This is a genomic window from Polaribacter sp. HaHaR_3_91, assembly GCF_019278525.1.
Taxonomy (GTDB): Bacteria; Bacteroidota; Bacteroidia; order Flavobacteriales; family Flavobacteriaceae; genus Polaribacter.
On record NZ_CP058986.1, the window covers coordinates 1,948,709 to 1,969,278 of the forward strand.

A 20,570-nucleotide genomic window follows, 5' to 3' on the forward strand; every position below is an offset into this window, starting at 1 on the left:
AAAAATGAAAACAAACTATTTTTTTTACACGCTATTTTTAGTAGTGATGATTAGTTGTAATCAAAAGGATAATAAATTATCTGTAGAGGTTTATGAAACTTCGGAAGCAGGGAATAAGTTAACCCAAATTACAGATTTTGTTCCTGTTGAAAATGCAGCTACCATAACACTTAATCCTAAAAAAACTTTTCAAACAATTACAGGTTTTGGTGGTGCATTTACAGAATCATCTGCTTATTTATTAAATAAATTGAGTCAGAAAAACAGAGATACCATTATTCAGGCTTATTTCTCAGAAGAAGGCGCAAATTACTCATTAACAAGAACACATATGAATTCGTGTGATTTTTCTTTAAGTCAGTATTCATATTCTCCAGTAGCGGATGATGTAAAATTAGAGCATTTTACCATTAAAGATGATATGGATGATTTAATTCCGATGATAAAAGATGCCATGAACGCGTCTAAAGATGGATTTAAAATATTTGCTTCACCTTGGACAGCTGCTCCGTGGATGAAAGACAATAATGAGTGGGTTGGAGGAAAATTACTACCAAAATATTATGATACATGGGCATTATTTTTCTCTAAATACATAGATGCTTACGAGGCTGAAGGGATAGATATTTGGGGGTTTACAGTTGAAAATGAACCACACGGAAATGGGAATAACTGGGAGAGCATGCATTTTACGCCTAAAGAAATGACCGATTTTGTAGAGATTCATTTAGGTCCAAAATTAGAAAAAGATGGGTATGGTGATAAAATTATTTTAGGTTATGACCAAAATAGAGAAGGTTTAAAAGAATGGGTTGATGAAATGTATAGAAGCGAAAGTTCATCAAAATATTTTGACGGAACTGCTATCCATTGGTATGAAAGTACGTATGAAATTTTTCCAGAAGCGTTACAATATGCGCATGATAAAGCACCAGAAAAATACTTAATTGAAACAGAAGGATGTATCGATTCTGAAATACCTGTTTGGCAAGATGATGCTTGGTATTGGAAAAAAGAAGCAACAGATTGGGGATATGACTGGAGAGAGCCAGAGAATAAATATTTACACCCAAAATATGCTCCTGTAAATAGATATGCAAGAGACATTATTGGTTGCCTTAATAATTGGGTAGACGGTTGGGTAGATTGGAATATGGTTTTAGATACAAAAGGTGGTCCAAATTGGTTTGAGAATTGGTGTGTGGCTCCGGTAATTGTAGATCCAGAAAAAGATGAGGTGTATTTTACACCACTTTATTATACGATGGCTCATTTTAGCAAATACATTAGACCAGAAGCAAAAGTTATAGAGCTAGAAAATTCAGATAAAGATTTACAAGTTACAGCAGCACAAAATACTGATGGTTCTATAGCTGTGGTGGTTTTTAATGAAGGAAAAACAAAGAAAAGTTTTAAAATCTCTTTAGGAGAAAAAGAAACCAATATTAATATTGATGCCCAAGCACTGCAAACTATTATGATTGCAACAAATTAAAAAGATAACAATATGTCTACTTATAAAACGTCTTCTAAAGTTCCATTGAGCCAAAAAATAGCCTTTGGAGTTGGAATGCTTGCAAATCAAATGTTTCCAGCTGTAATTGGTATTTTTATAGTCGTTTTGGTAAAAGACTTAGGCTTTCCAGGATGGATGTGGGGAGTTATTTCTTTAGTTCCAAGAATTTTTGATGCTGTCACAGACCCTATTATGGGATATATTTCAGATAACACAAAATCTCGCTGGGGTAGACGAAGACAATATGTGTTTATTGGGGCAATTGTAATGGGAATTTCTTTTATAATTATGTGGCAATTGTTTAGAGAAAACTCGCTTGATTATAATTTTTGGTATTTCTTATTAACCTCATTTGCATTTTATTTAGGTCTTACCATTTTTAGTGTTCCTTATGTAGCTATGGGTTATGAAATGAGTGATGATTTTCATGAGAGAACAAGTATCATGGCAGTTGCACAATGGATTGGTCAATGGGCTTGGGTTATTGCACCTTGGTTCTGGGTTATTATGTATGATCCGGAATGGTATATAACTGCGGACGTTGCTGTAAGAGAATTGGCCGTTTGGGTAGGCGTTATTTTTGCAATTTGTGCAATGATACCAGCAATTTTTATTGAAAGTAAATCTACTGTAAATGAGAATTATGCCTCTTTAACATTAAAAAATATTGGAAAAAGTTTAAAAGAAATAGGAGATAACTTTGTGGAGGCTTTTAAGTCTAAACCTTTTAAGAAATTATGTTTTGCTACCTTTTTTGTTTTTAATGCATTTAATACTGTAGCAAGTTTTACCTTTTTTATTATTGTGTATTATCTTTTTAAAGGAGATGCCGCTGCCGCGGGAATTTGGCCAACGTTATTTGGTAGTATAGGTGCTTTAGTAACTACTTTTTTAGTAATTCCTATTGTGGCTAAAATGTCTAAAATGTTAGGGAAAAAACAAGCTTTTATGGTTTCTCAAGGGATTTCTGTGGTTGGTTATATTATGCTATGGTTTTTATTTATTCCTGGTAAACCTTATATGTTTCTATTTGCATTGCCTTTCTTTTCTTTTGGTATTGGTGGCTTATTTACATTAATGATGTCTATGACTGCAGATGTTATCGATCTAGATGAGTTAAATACAGGTAAACGTAGAGAAGGTGTTTTTGGAGCTATTTATTGGTGGATGGTTAAATTTGGATTTGGAATTGCAGGTGGTTTAAGTGGTGCAATTTTATCTGTAGTAGGGTTTGATTCTGCAGTTAATATTCAGACAGAAGAGGCACTTATTGGATTAAGATTATTCTTTTCAGGTTTTCCTATAGCAGGAACTCTTATTGCAATGTACATCATGAGAAATTATGACCTTTCTGAAAAACGTTCAGGTGAAATTAGAATAGAGTTAGACAAGCGTAAGGGACACTAAAATAGAGAAATTGATGATGTTTAAGTTTCTAGGGATAACAGATAATAGGTTAAGAAAGGAAAATTAAAAGATTAAGAAATAAGATAAGTTACTTTTTAAATTATTTTTTTAAACGCTATGAATATTAATTATTTATAGCGTTTTTTTTGTAGGATCTGTATTGCATAAATAAAGGAGTTTAAGTTGAGGTTTTAATGGTTATTGATGCCAAATTAGGGGGGGTAATAGTTATACTTTTTGTGTAGGATGTTGTATAACAGGTTTTAATCCTTATTTAACTTTAAGAACATAAAGGGGATTCAAATTGCATAAAAGTAATTAAGATCATTGATAAATGAATTGTTTATTTTGTGTATAGTCGAAAGTTATTCGTTTTATTTTGGTTTAGAACAATCTCAAACAAAAATAGAACTCTAATTATGTTTCTTTAGCTATACATTACCAATACAAATAAATATATCTGTTTAATAATTAGTGATTTAAAGTGAAAAATAAAACGTTGTTAAGTACTTATTTCATTGATAAGTAAACTTAAAATTCATAATATTTTTTGGTTGTATGTTTTTTGCTGTAGTGTTTTATGTTAATATAGTATACAATAGGGTTAATATTGTTTTGTAAATTTAAAATACAAACAATTATGAAAAAAATTACTTTACTACTAGCCTTTTTAATTACTTCAATAGGCTTTTCACAACAACAAGAATATCATTTAGATTTTGAAGAAGGTACTCCGTCAGGATTAGCGTCTAATTGGTATACCTTTGATAACGAACCTGCTCCAGCAGAAATAGTAGACAATCCAAATTTAAATGGTGTAAATACTACCGCTTCTAAAGTAATGAAAGTTGTTATGGGACCTGGTAATGCTTTTTATGCAGGTGTTAATAATAAATGGGAAGACTCTAAATTTGGTACTTGGAAAATTGATATGAGTGTTGCAAATAACTTAACCTTAACTATGGATGTACATAAAAATTACGTAGGTACTGTAGGTATTAAAATGGGAACAAATAGTGCAGGAACATCATTTCAAATTACAGACCAAAATGTTGGTAATTCAGTTGTAAATGAATGGCAAACTTTAACATTCGATCTTTCTGGTATAAATCCTAATGGCGATTTATCAAATATTAGTCAAATGGTTGTTTTTGTAGATTGGAGGCAAGATATGGCTGATAGAGCAGAAGGTAATACCATTTATATTGATAATATAAAATTTAATGCAGAAAAATTAACAGATGCACCAGCAGCTCCTGTTGCAGGTACTGCTTCGTTACCATTAGATTTTGAAAGCGAAATAACTTGGTCAGATTTTGATGGAGGAGTTGTATCAACAGAAACAAACCCTTATAACAATGCAGACAATACTTCTGCTAAAGTTGGTAAGATGGTAAAATTTGAAGGTAAAACTTGGGGAGGAAGTGCGTTAACCTTAAGTTCTGCAATGGATTTTGCTAATAATGATACTTTTACAATGAAAGTATATTCACCAAGAGTAGGAGCAAAAGTATTATTAAAAGTAGAAAATTCTGGAGATGCAGGAATTAATTATAGTAAAGAAGTTCTAACAACAATTGCTAATGGATGGGAAACTTTAACTTTTGATTATGCAGCAATAAGTAAAACGGCTTCTTATGAAAAATTAGTTATTATTTTTGACAATGACATAATGGGAGATGGAAGCGCAAATTATACTTTTTATATAGATGATATTACGTTGTCTTCTTCAGGCGTTGTACTACCTACAGTAGCATTACCTCTAGATTTTGAAAGTGCAACAACATGGACCAATTTTGACGGAGGAGTTGTCACCACAGAAACAAACCCTTATAACAATGCAGAGAATTTTTCTGAAAATGTTGGTAAAATGGTGAAAAATGCAGGTCAACCTTGGGGAGGAAGTGTCGTCAAATTAAGTTCAGCAATGGATTTTGCAGCGAATGATACTTTTACAATGAAAGTATATTCTCCAAGAGCAAACGCTAAAGTATTATTAAAAGTAGAAAATTCAGCAAGTCCAGCTACTAGTTTCGAGAAAGAAGTAACCATATCTACAGCAAATGCTTGGGAAACAATTACGTTCGATTATTCAGCAATTCCAAGCGGATCTTATGACAGTGTTGTTTTAATTTTCGATTTAGGAACCATGGGAGATGGAAGTGCAAACAATACCTTTTATATTGATGATGTTGTTTTATTTAATTCTGCAACAGCAGATGTAAAAGATAATGAATTAATAAAAATTTCGATGTTTCCTAACCCTACTACAAGTAGATTAAACATTTCAGCTCAAAACCCTATTAAAAGTGCCGTTATCTATAATTTATTGGGTAAACAAATAATGAATTTGGAAATCAATAAAAATAACGAATCTATTGATGTTTCTAATTTATCCTCTGGAATTTACTTAATTAAGTATTCTATAAATAACGTATTTGCAACAGCAAAATTTATTAAAGAATAATTAATATTTTTATTTAACTTAAAAAGGATACTATTTTAGTATCCTTTTTTTTGTCCATTATATAAAATAATTTATAAAAGTTTAACAAAACGTCTGAATGACTAACTTTTTACATAAAAAAATCCTATATTTTTTATATAATTTAGTTCTAATGAAGATTTGTATTTTTGCTTTTCAATATCATTATAAATAACGATAATTATTTATAATAATATTGAGTAAGTTACCCTCGGCTTTAAAATTATAAATCAATTTAGAATGGATATTGTTATTATTGAAGATGAAGATTTGGCAGCAGCATCTTTAGAAAAGTTATTATTAAAAAGTAATTATCCGATACGTATTAAAAAACGATTAGAAAGTGTTGCACAATCTATAGAATGGTTTAAAAATAACAGTTGCGATTTAATTTTAAGTGATATCCATCTAGGAGATGGAGAAAGTTTTGAGATTTTTGAAAATTTAAAAATTAAAATTCCTATTATTTTTACAACCGCCTTTAATCAATATGCAATACAATCGTTTCAGTTTTTTGCTATCGATTATTTATTAAAACCTTATGATAAAAATAAATTAAATACTGCTTTAGAAAAATACACCAACTACACAGCAAAACCGGTTACTGATTATAGTGATTTAGAAAATTTATTATCTCATTTAAACACTTCTAAAGAAAGTAAAACAAATCAAAAAAGATTTTTGGTTTCTAGAGGAGAAAAATTAATTTCGATTAGCGATAGTGAGATAGCCTATTTTATGGCAGAAAATAAATCACTTTTTTTATTTACTACTAAAGGAGAAAGTTATTTGTATGACGATACTATATTGAATTTAGATTTAAAATTATCTAAAAAGGATTTTTTTAAAATAAATAGAAAATTCATTGTAAGACATAGTGCTATAAAAACAATTATAAAATACAGTCAGAATCGATTAAAAATAGAATTAGAACCTTTTTCTAAAGGCAACGATTTTATTTTAATTAGTTCTAAAAATGTTCGAGAGTTTAAAGAATGGTTAAATAATTAATATGCGATCATCTAAATTTAGTACCCGATTAAAAAAGAATCAGCAATATTTGTATATCAGTTTATTGTTGATCGCTATTTTTTTTGTTGGTAATTCGTTAATCACTCCTAAAATTACATCAGTAACAGAAGAATTAATTCAAGATATAATTCAAGGGAATTTAAAATCTAAAGAGAATATTGTTGCATTCGAATTTAATCAACTGAATAATTCTTTTAAAAATTCACAAAAAATCTTACAAAATTTAGAAAACAACTCTTTCGAGTTTGTAAAGGAGAAATTACTTTTTACTTCAGATTTAGCCTTAGAGCATCACAGTATTCATAATAGTTTTGTGTCTATAATAAGCTCTAATGATGTAAATGAAAATTATTTTTCTAATAAGAAAGATAGCTTGTATCAAAAAGAAATAAAAGCATTACTAAAAGAGATTCAATTTATAAAAAATGACGTTTTAATCGATACAATTCTAACTAAGAATGGTAATGTAATTAATAGAAAAATCTATGCAAAAAAACTGCGAAACAATAAGATTGTTTATACGGGTTACGATGTAGATTTAATTTCGTTATGGAGTTATTTTTCTGAAACTTATAAAGGGGACGGAGGTTATACGGTAGTTGCCAATAAAGACGGTATTTGTATGCTGCATCCCGATACAAAATACATCGGAAAAAAAATAAACATGTATTTTAATACCATTTCTGTTGAACAAATTTTAAAAAGTTCCCTTAAAATTAATGGATATTATGTGCCTGATAATGTCAATTCGTTAAAAGATAAAGCAATATCAGAATTTCTTGGGTTGGAAGTTTTACGTTATTTTGATACCATAATGACCGGAAATTCACCTTTAATAGTAGTTATTAGTTTTCCTATAGATATTCATTTAAAAGAAACCACAAAAAATATACAAGGGTATTTTTCTTGGATTAGTTTTTTAGCTTTTTCTACATTTATGTTAATCTTATTGGTTTCTAGATTACAGTTAAAAAAAGAATATGTAGAGAATATAAAGGTTGTAGAAGAAAAAGAACATTTAATAAATAGCAACGAGAAGTATCAAAAAGAAAATGCTATTCTGCAATTAAATCAACTTAAGAAAAAAATAAATCCACATTTTTTATTCAATAGTTTAAATTCTTTGCATGTTTTAATTGATTTAAATCCAGATTTATCTCAGCAATTTGTATTAAAACTGGCTGATGTATATCGATACCTTTTAGAAGAGCGTGAAGGAAATTTAATTTCTGTGAAAAAGGAAATTACTTTTTTAGAACAGTATGTCTTTTTGCAAGAAATTAGATTTAATAAAAGCTTAAGTGTATCCATCGTTAATAATTGTGATGCTGAAATTTTGGGAAGAAATATTCCGTTTCTGTCTTTAGAAACCTTGGTAGAAAATGCAATAAAACATAATGAAATCACTAAAATAAAGCCTTTAATTATAGAGATTATTATTGATAAAGATTTTATTACTGTAAAAAATAATTTTACACCAAGAAAGCATAAAGCTAAAGATAGCCATCATATTGGGTTGAATTATTTAGAGAATACCTACCAATATTATCAAATTGCTACCTTTAAAACAGGTGTTGTAGACGGTAAATTTGTCTGCACATTGCCTTATATAACCTAAAAATAGTATTTCACTCCGTTTTTTATAGAGTTCACTCTATTCCGTTTTGCTAAGTTGTTGATATCATGCAAATTTGATGTTTTAACACTATTATTTATGAAAACATCCTCTTTTAAAGGTGCTTTATTGGTTCCATTTTTAATGACTTCTCTTTTGATATTTACCTCTTTATCTGGTTTTTCTCAAGATAAAAAGGAAACAGCTAATGACGAAAAAAAAGATTCTATAAAATCTACTGATGATAAAAAACTTTCCTACCAAAAGTTTTTAAAAGAAGGGAATGTTAAAGAAGGATTATTTAATGTATACGCTATAAAAGAAGATTATTATTTCGAAATTCCAGATTCGTTATTGTCTAGAGATTTGTTAATTGTAAATAAGGTATCTAGTGTTCCTTATGCTTTAAACGGACATGGTTTAAATAAAGGAATGACTTTTGAAACCAAGCTTATTCGGTTTTATAAAGATACTATTCTAAACAAGGTTTGGGTTAAAACGGTGAATCCTAGAGTTCAATCTCCAGAAAATGATGCAATTACTTTATCTGTAAAAGATAATTTTGGTGAGTCTATTATAGAAGAGTTTAAAATAGAAGCAATAAATACAGATTCTACATCCGTATTTATTAAAGTAAATAAAATATTTAACGGTAAAGAACAGAGTTTTAGTGATTTGTTAACCAATATAGGTTTGGGCGGTAGTTTAAAAACAAACTTATCTATTTTAGAAACGATTAAATCTTTCCCTAAAAATATTGTTGTAAAATCTTTATTAACGACTTCTGTTAAAGAGGGCGGAAGTGCAGCTTTACCTTTAACAATTGGAGTTACTACTAATATTGTTTTATTGCCAACAGATATAATGAAACCTCGTTTTTCAGACAAACGTATTGGGTATTTTGATAAACCAATGGATTATTTTTCTGATGATCAACAAGAAGTTGAGTCTAGAGGAATGATTACAAGATGGAGATTAGAACCTAAAGAAGAAGATATTGAAAAATATAAGCGAGGAGAATTGGTACAGCCCAAAGAACAAATCATTTACTATTTAGATCCTGCTACGCCAAAACAATGGAGACCTTTTATAGAACAAGGTGTGTATGATTGGAATGTAGCTTTTGAAGCTGCTGGATTTAAAAATGTGCTAAAAGTAAAGTTTCCTTCGGATGAGGACAGGAATTTTGATGCAGATGATGTTCGCTATTCTGTAATAACCTATGCAGCATCAGAAAAACAAAATGCCATGGGACCTTCTGTAGTAGATCCTAGAAGTGGACAAATATTAGAATCAGATATTATTTGGTGGCATAATTTAATGAAAGGATTGCATTCTTGGATTCGTGTACAAACAGGACCAATTGATCCAAAAGCAAGACCTAATAAATTTTCTGAACAACATATGGGAGAGGCAATTCGTTTTGTTTCTTCTCACGAAGTTGGTCATACCTTCGGATTAAAACATAATATGGGCGCATCATTTAGCTACCCAGTAGATTCTTTAAGATCTAAAACGTTTACCGCTAAAATGGGCGGAACAGCTCCTTCTATTATGGATTATGCTCGTTTTAATTATGTAGCGCAACCAGAAGATGAAATTACAGATATCACTCCTAAAATTGGTGTTTATGATAAATATGCAATTGATTGGGGATATCGTTGGATTGAAAATACATCTGCTCATGAAGAACTTCCGGTTTTAAACCAATGGATTCGTAAACATGAAAATGATCCTTTATATTTTTATGGACCGCAACAAGCTCAAGTGATTGACCCGAGATCTCAAAGTGAAGATTTAGGCGATAATGCTGTAAAAGCGAGTGAATACGGATTGAAGAACTTAAAAAGAATATTACCAAATATTTTAGATTGGACAGCGGCAGAAGGACAAGATTATTACAAAGCATCAAAATTATACAAAGCAGTAATAGACCAATGGGGAACTTATAATGGTCATGTAATGGCAAATATTGGTGGTGTTTATGTAAACAATACGGTTTATGGAGATGGCAAAAACACTTTTGAACCAGTATCTGCTAAAAGGCAAAAAGAGGCATTGAGTTATATCATAAAAAATGCTGTTTTACCTCAAAAATGGTTATTTATGCCAAAAATTATCAATAAGGTTTTTGCAGTAAGAGATGCGCCAGATGGAGAACGCTTTTATTCGCCTGTTTCTATGTTACGCATTCATCAAACCAATGCAATTTATGCGCTGATAAAAACAGATAGATTGATGAGAATTACCGAAAATGAAGTTTTATCAAAAGACAGTGAAGAAGTATTTACAGAGCAATATTTATTTGATAAATTATTTGAAGCCATTTTTAAGAAAACAGAAAAAGGAAAGTCTTTAGATATGTTTGATAGAATTACTCAGAAAAATTATGTGGATGTATTAACTGTAGATCGAAATAAATTATTAGAGAAAACGAAAGAAAAAACAATTTCAGAAGATGCCAATACCTTTAAAAATGTACACTTTTCTTACCTACCAAGAGTAGCAGATATAGGTACCAATAAAAGAGCTGCATTAGAAAAAATATTAAAGCTTTTAAAGAAAAAAGAACATAGAGGAGATAGAGCTACTCAGGCACATTATAGTGACTTAATAGCAAGAATTGAATATAATTTGAAAAACTAAATCATGAATAAATTAATATACATATTAATTTTTATTCCGAGTTTACTTTTTGCTCAGCAAGAAAAAGTAATTAACGGAAAAGTTATGGATGCCGCCTTCCAAATGCCTATTGTTGGAGCATCGGTCTACGCGTCATCTGCAATAATAGGAAATGAAACGAATACCAAAGGAGTTATACAAGGTACCATGTTAGGTACTACCACAAATTTTGATGGTGAGTTTTCTTTAAAAGTGGAAGCAGACATTAAATACATTTTGATTTCTTATATCGGCTATGAAACAGAAAAAATAGATATTTCTAATGTAACTTCAAACCTAACAGTTGTTTTAAAGGAAAGTGCAGAAAGTTTAGATGAAATTATTGTTACGGGATATCAAAAAATTGAAAAACGTAAAATAACATCTGCTTACGCAAAAGTAGAAATGACAGATATTAATCAGGCAGGTGTTTCTAGTGTAGATCAAATGTTGGTTGGTCAATTATCGGGTGTTGCCATTCAACCAATAAGTGGTGCTCCAGGAGCTCCTTCAAAAATATCTATTAGAGGAGCCGCTACTTTAAATGGCTCTTCAGATCCATTATGGGTGTTAGATGGTATTCCGTTAGACGGAAATGATATTCCACAAGATTTTAGAGACAAAGACAATATCGATAATTTACAATCGTATCCAATTGCAGGTTTAAATCCAGAAGATATAGAAAGTATTACCGTTTTAAAAGATGCTTCTGCAACTTCTATTTACGGAGCAAGAGCTGCCAATGGGGTAATTGTTATCACCAGTAAAAATGGTAAAAAGGGTGCAATGCGTATCAATGTAAACGCGAATGTATTTGTAACTCAAAAACCAGATTTTAGTAAGTTGAATTTAATGAACTCTTCGGAAAAAGTAGATTTCGAATTACTATTGGCAAGTAGACCAGATTTAAAATATCAACAAGATAGAGGAGGAGTTGCTAGAATTTTAAATAATTATGGCGAGTATAATAATTTTAGAGATAATGGTTTTGCTAGTATTTCTAGTGCCGCTCAAAATGACATCAATAATTTAAAAAACATCAATACTAATTGGGGAGACGAGCTATATCAAATGGCAGTAAACCAACAATATGGTGTTAGTATTTCTGGAGGAACAGAGAATAATGATTACTATTTTTCTACAGGAATTTTTGATGAAACAGGAGCTACTAAAGGTACCGGTCAGAAACGATTTAATATTACGTTAAAAGATAATTTTAATATAAACGATAAATTAAAAGTAGGTGTGGCGTTGTTTGGTAGCCAAACAATAACATCATCTTATATTACTGGTGCAGATGCGTATACAAATCCGTCTAACTATTCTAGAAATGCCAATCCATATTTAGAAATAAAAGATGCAGATGGTAATTATGTTTATGATCCAGATTTGGTAGAAAGATCAGATTTAAATCTAAATTATAATATTTTAGAAGAACGAGAAAACACCAATTATGAGTTAGTAGCGAGTTCATTAAAAGCCATTTTTGACGCAGGTTATAAAGTAAATGAAGAGATTCATTTTAATACACAACTAGGGTTACAGTTAGATTTTGATAAGACGGAAAAATATAGTGGTGAAGAAAGTTACTATACTCGTAAATATGAGCAAAGATCTCAATATGCAGCATCTACAGGTACTTCGTATTATATGCCTAAAGGCGGAATTATTCAGAATTGGAATGCAGATGTTTTTCAATATAACTGGAAAACAACAGCGAATTACAACACTTCTTTTAACGATGTGCATGAATTAGATGTTATGTTGGGTACAGAATTTAGAAGAAATAAGAGAACCCAAATTCATACCAAAGGTTTTGGCTATAATAGCAATACTTTAACTTCTATTGCTATTACAGATGAACGTTCATTAACAAATTCTTTGTTTGATCCTTATCAAAAAACGTATAGTGAAAATGCGTATGCTTCTTTTTTCGGAACAGCTTCTTATACGTATGATCAAAAATATACCGCTTTTACGAGTTTAAGATATGATGGCTCTAACTTATTTGGAGTAAATCCTAAATATAGATACTTACCTATTTGGTCTTTTGCAGGTTCTTGGAATGTGTATAAAGAAGACTTTATGTATGATTTAGATTTTGTAAGCGATTTAAAACTAAGAGCATCGTACGGAGTACAAGGAAATATAGATAAAACAACATCACCTTTTGTAGTTGGAGAATATTATACATCTTCTATTTTACCAGGTGTTAGTGAAGAAACCATTAGAGCTTTAAATGCGCCTAATGCAGATTTAAGATGGGAAAAAACAGTATCATCAAACATTGGTTTGGATCTAGGCTTGTTTAATAATAAAATCTATATATCCGGAGATTATTATGCAAGAAAAAGTACCGATTTAATTGGTTTAAGATCTGTGCCTTTAGAGAGTGGCTATAATTTTATCAATACCAATTGGGCAACTGTAAGTAATAAAGGATTTGAACTTTCTATCAATACCACAAATATTGATACACCTAATTTTAAATGGACAAGTGGATTTAATATTTCTCACAATAAAAGTATTGTTGATAATATAGAAATTAGAGAAGAAGACTTTAAACCTTCCTTAAAAGGATATAGTGTAAATGCCATTTTTGCAATTAAAACAGCAGGTTTAGATAGCAACGGATTGCCTTTGTTTTGGAAAGATGGTAAAAAAGTGTCTGCAGTAGATTTTTATAATTTAGAAGAAGGCACAAATGGAAACCAATTAACAAGAGAAGAACATAGAAACTTATACTCTTATGTAGGCGATGGAACTCCTAAATTTAGCGGAGGATTTAGAAATAGTTTTAAACACAAACAGTTTGATTTACGTGTATTAACTAATTTTAATATTAAGCAAACCGTAAAAGCAGCACCAAGTTACAATCTTGCTTTAGCACAACCAGGAAACAATTACAATACAGATATTTTAAAAGCAGGTACAGGGAATTATCCAGCTTTAATAGGATTAACATCGCCTGGTTTCGATACCGATTTAGTGTACACTTGGTTTAACTCTTCAGATGATGGGCAAACTTATAACGATCTAGATATTTGGGTTAAAGATATTTCTTACATCCGCGTAAGCAGTATTAAACTTAGTTATGCCATACCAAAAGAGAAATTAAAAAAGTTAAAAATATCAAGTTTAAATTTCAATCTAGAAGGACGTAATTTATTTGTTATTGGTACAGATTACAACGGATTCTTTGATCCAGAAACCTATGGAAGTTTGTATGCACAACCGATTCCTAGAATTATTTCAGCAGGATTTAATCTTTCTTTTTAAAAAAGAGTTTATGAAAAAAATAATATACAGCATCTTTATAACCTTAAGTTTTATCTCTTGTGATAAGTACTTAGATATAGAACCAGTAGGACAAGTTATACCTAAATCTGTAGAAGAATATAGAAGTTTTTTAACTTCTGCATATTCAATTACAAAAGAATCTAAAGTATTAACAACGTACAGAACTGATGAATTGGCTTTAAGTGCAGATGCATTGGGTGTAGAACAATATGAGGATCTTTTTATCTGGAATGATGTAAACCCAAGTCTTTTAACAAGTGTTTTTCCGTATGCAAGTTTATACAATACTATTTTTTATACCAATCACGTAATAAATAGTGAAGCAACTATTGAAGGAAATCAATCAGATAAAGAGCAATTGTTAGGAGAAGCGTATGCTTTAAGAGCAATGCAATACTTCGAGTTGATCAATTTATATGCGAAACCTTACAATAAATCAACAGCAAATACTGATGCTGGTGTGCCAATTACTTTAGAATATGATGCCGAAAAAGAGTTTTTAGGACAAACTGTTGAAGATGTGTATGCCTTAATTTTAAGCGATCTTACCATGGCAGAATCTCTAATTAATATCCAAAAACAAGAGGTCGGTTATAACTATAGATTTTCTATGATCGCTGTAAAAGCTTTTAAATCTAGAGTTTATTTATACCAACAAGATTGGCAGAAAGCGATTGATTTGGCAAATGAAGCTTTGGCAATCAATACAGAAATTCAAAATTTAAATATAGACACTTCTATAATGCCATCAGAATATAACGCTGTAGAATCTATTTTGGCATTAGAAACAGTTGCTTCTTTTGATCTGGTTAACAATACAACTATTTCTAAGACTTTAATTGATTCTTATAATCAAACAGCAGATGTCCGTTTTTCGCTTTATTTTAAAGAAAATACAGACGGAAGTTTTAGTTCTAATAAAAGTGCAGAAACTAAATTTAAGGTTTCTTATAGAACAGCAGAATTACATTTAACCATTGCAGAATGTTTGGCAGCATTAAATGAAGATGTTTTGGCAAAAGAGAAGTTAATATCATTTGCAGAAAATAGATATACAACCGATGGTTTTACTGCTTATAAAGCAAACGTAAATTCATTAAATAGTAACGACCTAAAAGCAGAAATCTTAGAAGAACGTAGAAGAGAATTTGCAATTGAAGGTCAAAGGTGGAATGATTTAAGAAGAACTACACAACCTAAATTAACCAAAGTTTTTAACGGAGTTACCTACACATTAGAGAATAATGACGACAGATATGTCATTCCTTTTCCTAATGATGCAACTATTAATAACCCTAATTTATAAATAATAAACCGTTGTAACCTGTTGTTATCTTATAGGTTACAATTTCAATAAAAAGATAAAAACAACCCAATTAAATATTTTAAATTATGAAGAAAATTTTTTCTATCCTTAGTGTTTTTTTAGCCTTAGCTATAACTACTGTTTCATGTTCTAGTGATGATGATGCTCCAATTTTATCGTCTTTGGCAACCATTACAGATTTTACAATTGCTATTGATGGCGTAAATGCTGATGATATTGTTTACGATTTAGGAACTGATATTATTGTAACTGTCCCTTTCGGAACAAATTTAACAGCAGTTGTACCTACTATTACAGTTTCAGAAAATGCAACTATCTCTCCAAATTCAGGTACAGAAATTACTTTTGTAGACGGAGAAGCAAAAACTTTTGTAGTAACTGCAGAAGATGAAGTAACTACTAAAAACTATACTGTAACCGTTAATGTTCGTGGTGAAGTTGGTAGTGGATCTCAATTAGAAACAACAGTTTTTACGGAAGATTATGTTTTTTTTGCAGCAAGCACAACTACTACTTATGAGTATGATGATAATTTTGGATTTGTAAATAAAATCTCTATAGATGAAGGATTCGGAGCTTCTGTTTTTACTTTAGTTTATGATGATAAAAACCAAGTTATTGAAAAAACAAGTGACGCAACAAGTACGGTTTATTCTTATGAAAATGGTCAAATTGTAAAAGGTGAATACAAAGAAGACGATGTGTTAGTTTATACTTATATCTATACCTATAATACATCTGGAAACTTAATTAAAGAAGAAAGAACAAATCATGAAGGTGATGATGCTTTAGTAGATGATATTACTACTTTTGAATATGACGCTAATGGTAATGTTATAAAAACGAACAGAGGAACAGCTCAAACAAATCCTTCTGAAGCAACTTATGACACAAAAAACAATCCTTTTAAAGGAATTTATCCAGCTGCATATGCTGCAATTAATGTTGGTTTTGATGCTGTAAATACAAACAATCCTCTTACTCGTGATACTGCAGATGCTAATGTTTCTTATGTATATAATACAGATGATTATCCTTTAGAATCTTCTTATACTAATAGTGAATTTGGCTTAACGGTACTTAGAACATTTACATATTACGCTAACTAATTAGATCAATTAATTCCCCTTTTTTATTTATTACACAGACACCCTTAATTTTAAGGGTGTTTGTTTTTATAAAACTTATTTTAAAATGAAGAAATCCTTTTTAGTACTCTTTTCTTTTTTGATGTTTGCTTGTAATTCTAATTCTTCAAACGAAGTAATACTTCCTGAAAATGAAGAGATTCCATTAACAAAAGAAGAAGAAATAATTAAAATATATAACGAATCTGTTTTACCTTTATTTAAAGAATATTCAGGTGCAGAAATACCTACACAGTTTAAAATAGATAAAAACGATTTAGGTATAAATGCAGGAGCAGCTTTTGGTTATGTAGAAGTGAGTCAGGGTTTGGTAAACTTAACCAAAGAAGATATTCAATTATTTGCTTTAACACATGAAGTTGCTCATATTGTAACTATAAAACAAGCAAGGCTTTTTGATTTACAAGGAAGTATCCCTAAAGGTACTGTAACAAATGATTATAAAAAAGCAGAATATTTAGCAGACTTAATAGCTATCCATTTAATTAAAACCAAACAGAATAAAGAGTTTAATTTGTTAACCTCTAATTTTCCTTTTTTGCAAGATTTATTGGGTGATACTACTTTTACACATCCTTCTGGAAGTGATCGAATTAATTGCATAAATACTTATTTAGAAAATACATTAGTAACAAGCAATGATATTGCTTTTAAAAATACGTTTCTAAACATATGGCAAATGGAGTAGTGATACCTTGTTAGAAACCAATTATCAAAACTAATTGAAGGCTCGGTAATGGTTTTATAGTCATTTAAGATTATTGTAATAATTAAGATATTTCTTAAATGTAAATATTATGAACGAAAAATGATGCTTTTAAAATTTTTTTAAAAAATAAGATGTTTATTCTTTAGATCATTTATTTTAAAGCTGTGATATAAGTTTTTTAGGGAATATATTAATCCTTTTACAATGCCGACTGATATACCCAATGATCATTTTCCTTTGAAAAAAAGGAATTTTCATGTATCAGATTTAAAGATCCATTTTCGTAAAAATATGCTTTAAATTCAACCGTATTTTCTGTAGATTCTAAAACATCTAGTTTTATCCATTCTACGGATTTTGTCCAAGTTAATATTTCCTTTTTTTCAAGGTTAGAGGGTCTAGTTGTACTATGGTGACTTTTTTGTAGGTAATCAATATTAGCCATAACAAATGCACTATATCTTGAACGCATTAAAATTTCTGGGGTAGCTACAGTATGTATATTTTGATGCGCTTTTTTACAACAATCAACATATAATTTGGATGGATTACACGGACATTTCATTGTTTATTCTTTGCTAATACAATATTTCCTTTTAAGTAGAAGGATTTAGTGAATTACTTAATGCAAATATAAAGGTATATCATCTTATTAGTATAGCTTAAATTACTATAAATTGATAGGGCAGCGAAACAATATATTTTTTGTAAAAATGAAATTGTTCGTTTAATTTGATTAACAATTAGACTAACAACTTCATTTTAGTAAACAAACCTATTCTTATTCCAAAATAAACATTTTAGCTACACCCTAAAAGGCACTTCACTATCTTCTTTATCAAAATTTCTTTGAGGTACCAATTTGTTTTCTAACGGCTCGTAGAGTTCAGATTTCATATTACTACCATTGAATTTAGAGGTCCAGTATACCAACTTCTTTAAATTCATATTTCTAAAGTCTTCAGATACTTTTTCCGAAAAATCACAACCACTAATACTTAATACTTCCAACTGTGTTAGTGTTGCTAATTCCACAGGTAAAACCACCTGTTTAAAATTGTTTAGACCTAAAACACGTAGGTTTTTCATATGGGCAATCCAGGTCGGAATTTCTTCTTCTTTATGATGTGCTCTGATAAAAAGTGTTTCTAAATTTAATTCAGAAATCGTTTCAGGATACGTGCTATCATTTTCATCTAAACCTTCTAACCAAAGATGTTTTAAAGAATTCCAACGCGATATTACTTCAATACTTTCATCACTAATATGATCACATTGTATCAGTTTTACAGCTTCAATACTTTCAACGTTTAGGTTGTCTATGGTTTTAACAGCTACACTCTGCATTATTAATTTTTTAAGCTGAGGCAATGTTACCGCAGGAAAAGCATCAAAACCTCTAGCTTCAAATACGTCTAAAAATTCAAGGTTTGGTGTATGTGTTAATAAACGCTCTAAAGCCTCGGTAGTTCCGTTATAACTATCAATTTTTAATACTTTTAAATTTTTATGTTGGTGAGCAGTTAATGCATTGTTATGTTCTGGGTTATTTTTTTTAAACGTAATGGTAAGCGCTTTTAAATTTGCGAAGTTTTTAAGCAAGCTTCCTAATTGACTCACATTACTGGTAAAATCAAACGATTCAATTTTTTCTGGATGTCTAAAGGTTTCAAAATTTAAGACATTATTTACATCAACATTTCTATGTCCAAGATTAAATTTAGCCGCACTAATTACTGCATAAAATTCCTGTAAATTAAGAATTGGTGTGGCTTTAACTTCCACATTAAACACATGAAACTCTTCTGTTCCTGCTTTTATGCCTTTAATTTCAGAAATAGTTAAATTGGTAATATGCTTAGGTAAATGGTCGGTGTTTACAACTAAAGCACTCGCATTTTTAATGGTAAGGTTTTCTAACTGCTCTATTTTTGAAAACACATTAGGAAAAATTCTAACAGCTAATTTTATATCTCTAGTACCTGACTCTTGAAACCTGTATAATTCTACATTTTTAAGATTTGTACATTGCTCAATCCCTTCTAAAAGCCAATCTAGTTTATGCTCTAGTTTGTAATTAAGCGTTGTTAAGTTTTTAAATGCAGCTAACGCTGTTTTATGTGGAATTTCTGGTGCTTCACAATCCACTGTTATCGTCTTTAAATTAGGGAAAAACGAGGCATTGTCTAACACAAAGTTAAGTAGCTTGGGCGAATCTATTTCTATAGATTCTCGCAGACTTACTTCTGTCATTGGTGATATATTAGTTTCGCTATATGTAATTTTTGTTTCTAATTTAGGTCTAGGCGTTTCTTCAAAACATCTTGATTCGTCTCCAAAAAATAAGGTAGCTGATATGGAATCTATCTTAGGTGCATAAAGTTTAAAAAGTTCTAATTTTGGTAAATCTTCAAAACCACTTGGTAAGCTAGCTATGCTTTTAGATAAAATCTGAAACTTTTTTAGTTGCTTTAAATGACTAACATCTTTAGGTAATGCTCTTAATTCACCTAAGCAAAAAAAATCTATACGTTTTAAGGTTGCCGGAAAAACGACCTGAGACATATCTTCAACACCAACATGGTACAGCTTTAATACTTTTAATTTCGTAAGATTTGTAAGCCAATTAAAATCATTTAAATTCAGGTTGTCCTTACATGCTCTATTCCAATAATCACCTTCAATACGTAATTTTTTTAAGGATGTTAGCTGAGACATTGTACTTGGAAACTTTTTTAAACAAGGAGCAACAAGCTTTAATTTTTTTAAATTTGATAAATTACCAAAATCCTCTGGTAGTTGTTCATAATCACCTTCTAGATCTATTTCTTCTAAAGACGTTAATTTTGATATCTCTTTAATAATACTATCATAAGTATTGCCTTTTCCTATTAAATGGATTTCTAAACTTTTTACGCCATTAAATCGTCTTAATATATGAGGATGTTCTAGCAAGCGATCTAAGAAGTCTGTTGAAAGATGAAAAGATCTCATTTCTCTATTCTTTCTCGTCATTAGATCAAATAATTTAAGAAGATCTAAGTCTTTAGATAGCAATCCATATTCTAAAAGAGATATCATTCTATCGTCGTGCCTTCCTGTTTGTGTTATTTTTTTTCGGCTTTTAAAGGCTAGTTGCAAAGCTTCTGGGGCTTGTTTTTTTATGATGTTAGCACACTCTGCTCTATTTTTTTTATCTGTTGTTGCTTTTGCAATCGTAAAAATTTCGTAATAAAAATCTTCTGGAAAGTTTTTACCCTTTTTAATCTCTTCATAATATTCATCCATTTTATAATAGGTGAATTCAGGGATTTCTGTTGGTCTTGTCATAGTAATCGTTAATTTTTAGGGTATAAATTTCTTTTGG

Annotated in this window: 12 protein-coding genes; 10 read left to right on the top strand and 2 right to left on the bottom strand. The window is 30.1% G+C overall.

Annotated features, from left to right (window positions below):
• Positions 1-4 precede the first annotated feature (4 nt).
• The 10 genes from H0I27_RS08080 (at position 5) to H0I27_RS08125 (ending at position 17,182) form a co-directional block, all read left to right on the top strand.
• Positions 5-1,495, top strand: a complete 1,491-nt coding sequence (locus H0I27_RS08080; protein WP_218733465.1) for a glycoside hydrolase family 30 beta sandwich domain-containing protein — start codon at positions 5-7, stop codon at positions 1,493-1,495.
• A 12-nt stretch (positions 1,496-1,507) separates the two neighbouring features.
• A complete protein-coding gene (locus H0I27_RS08085; protein WP_218733467.1) occupies positions 1,508-2,923 on the top strand; it encodes an MFS transporter in 1,416 nt (471 codons plus the stop codon).
• Between the two features lie 640 nt (positions 2,924-3,563).
• Positions 3,564-5,390 carry a T9SS type A sorting domain-containing protein gene (locus H0I27_RS08090; protein WP_218733469.1) on the top strand — a complete coding sequence of 609 codons (1,827 nt, stop codon included), beginning with the start codon at positions 3,564-3,566 and terminating at the stop codon, positions 5,388-5,390.
• Between the two features lie 258 nt (positions 5,391-5,648).
• On the top strand, positions 5,649-6,419 hold the full coding sequence (locus H0I27_RS08095) for a LytTR family DNA-binding domain-containing protein (RefSeq protein ID WP_218733471.1): 771 nt from the start codon (positions 5,649-5,651) through the stop codon (positions 6,417-6,419).
• Position 6,420: 1 nt separating this feature from the next.
• Positions 6,421-8,058, top strand: coding sequence for a histidine kinase (locus tag H0I27_RS08100; RefSeq protein ID WP_218733473.1), 1,638 nt, complete (start codon positions 6,421-6,423; stop codon positions 8,056-8,058).
• 96 nt (positions 8,059-8,154) lie between these two features.
• Positions 8,155-10,701: a zinc-dependent metalloprotease gene (locus H0I27_RS08105; protein WP_218733475.1), complete on the top strand. Its 2,547-nt coding sequence runs from the start codon at positions 8,155-8,157 to the stop codon at positions 10,699-10,701.
• A gap of 3 nt (positions 10,702-10,704) precedes the next feature.
• Positions 10,705-13,998, top strand: coding sequence for a SusC/RagA family TonB-linked outer membrane protein (locus tag H0I27_RS08110; protein WP_218733477.1), 3,294 nt, complete (start codon positions 10,705-10,707; stop codon positions 13,996-13,998).
• Between the two features lie 10 nt (positions 13,999-14,008).
• A complete protein-coding gene (locus H0I27_RS08115; RefSeq protein WP_218733479.1) occupies positions 14,009-15,325 on the top strand; it encodes a RagB/SusD family nutrient uptake outer membrane protein in 1,317 nt (438 codons plus the stop codon).
• A gap of 86 nt (positions 15,326-15,411) precedes the next feature.
• Positions 15,412-16,455 (top strand): DUF5018 domain-containing protein, encoded by a 1,044-nt coding sequence (locus H0I27_RS08120; protein WP_218733481.1) that lies wholly within the window; start codon positions 15,412-15,414, stop codon positions 16,453-16,455.
• A gap of 85 nt (positions 16,456-16,540) precedes the next feature.
• Positions 16,541-17,182, top strand: a complete 642-nt coding sequence (locus H0I27_RS08125; RefSeq protein ID WP_218733483.1) for a hypothetical protein — start codon at positions 16,541-16,543, stop codon at positions 17,180-17,182.
• Between the two features lie 220 nt (positions 17,183-17,402).
• On the opposite strand, the gene H0I27_RS08130 is transcribed toward H0I27_RS08125, so the two are convergent.
• Positions 17,403-17,768 (bottom strand): YchJ family protein, encoded by a 366-nt coding sequence (locus H0I27_RS08130; RefSeq protein ID WP_218733485.1) that lies wholly within the window; start codon positions 17,766-17,768, stop codon positions 17,403-17,405.
• 239 nt (positions 17,769-18,007) lie between these two features.
• Complete coding sequence (locus tag H0I27_RS08135) at positions 18,008-20,533, bottom strand: hypothetical protein (RefSeq protein WP_218733487.1); 2,526 nt, start codon at positions 20,531-20,533, stop codon at positions 18,008-18,010.
• Between the last annotated feature and the right edge of the window lie 37 nt (positions 20,534-20,570).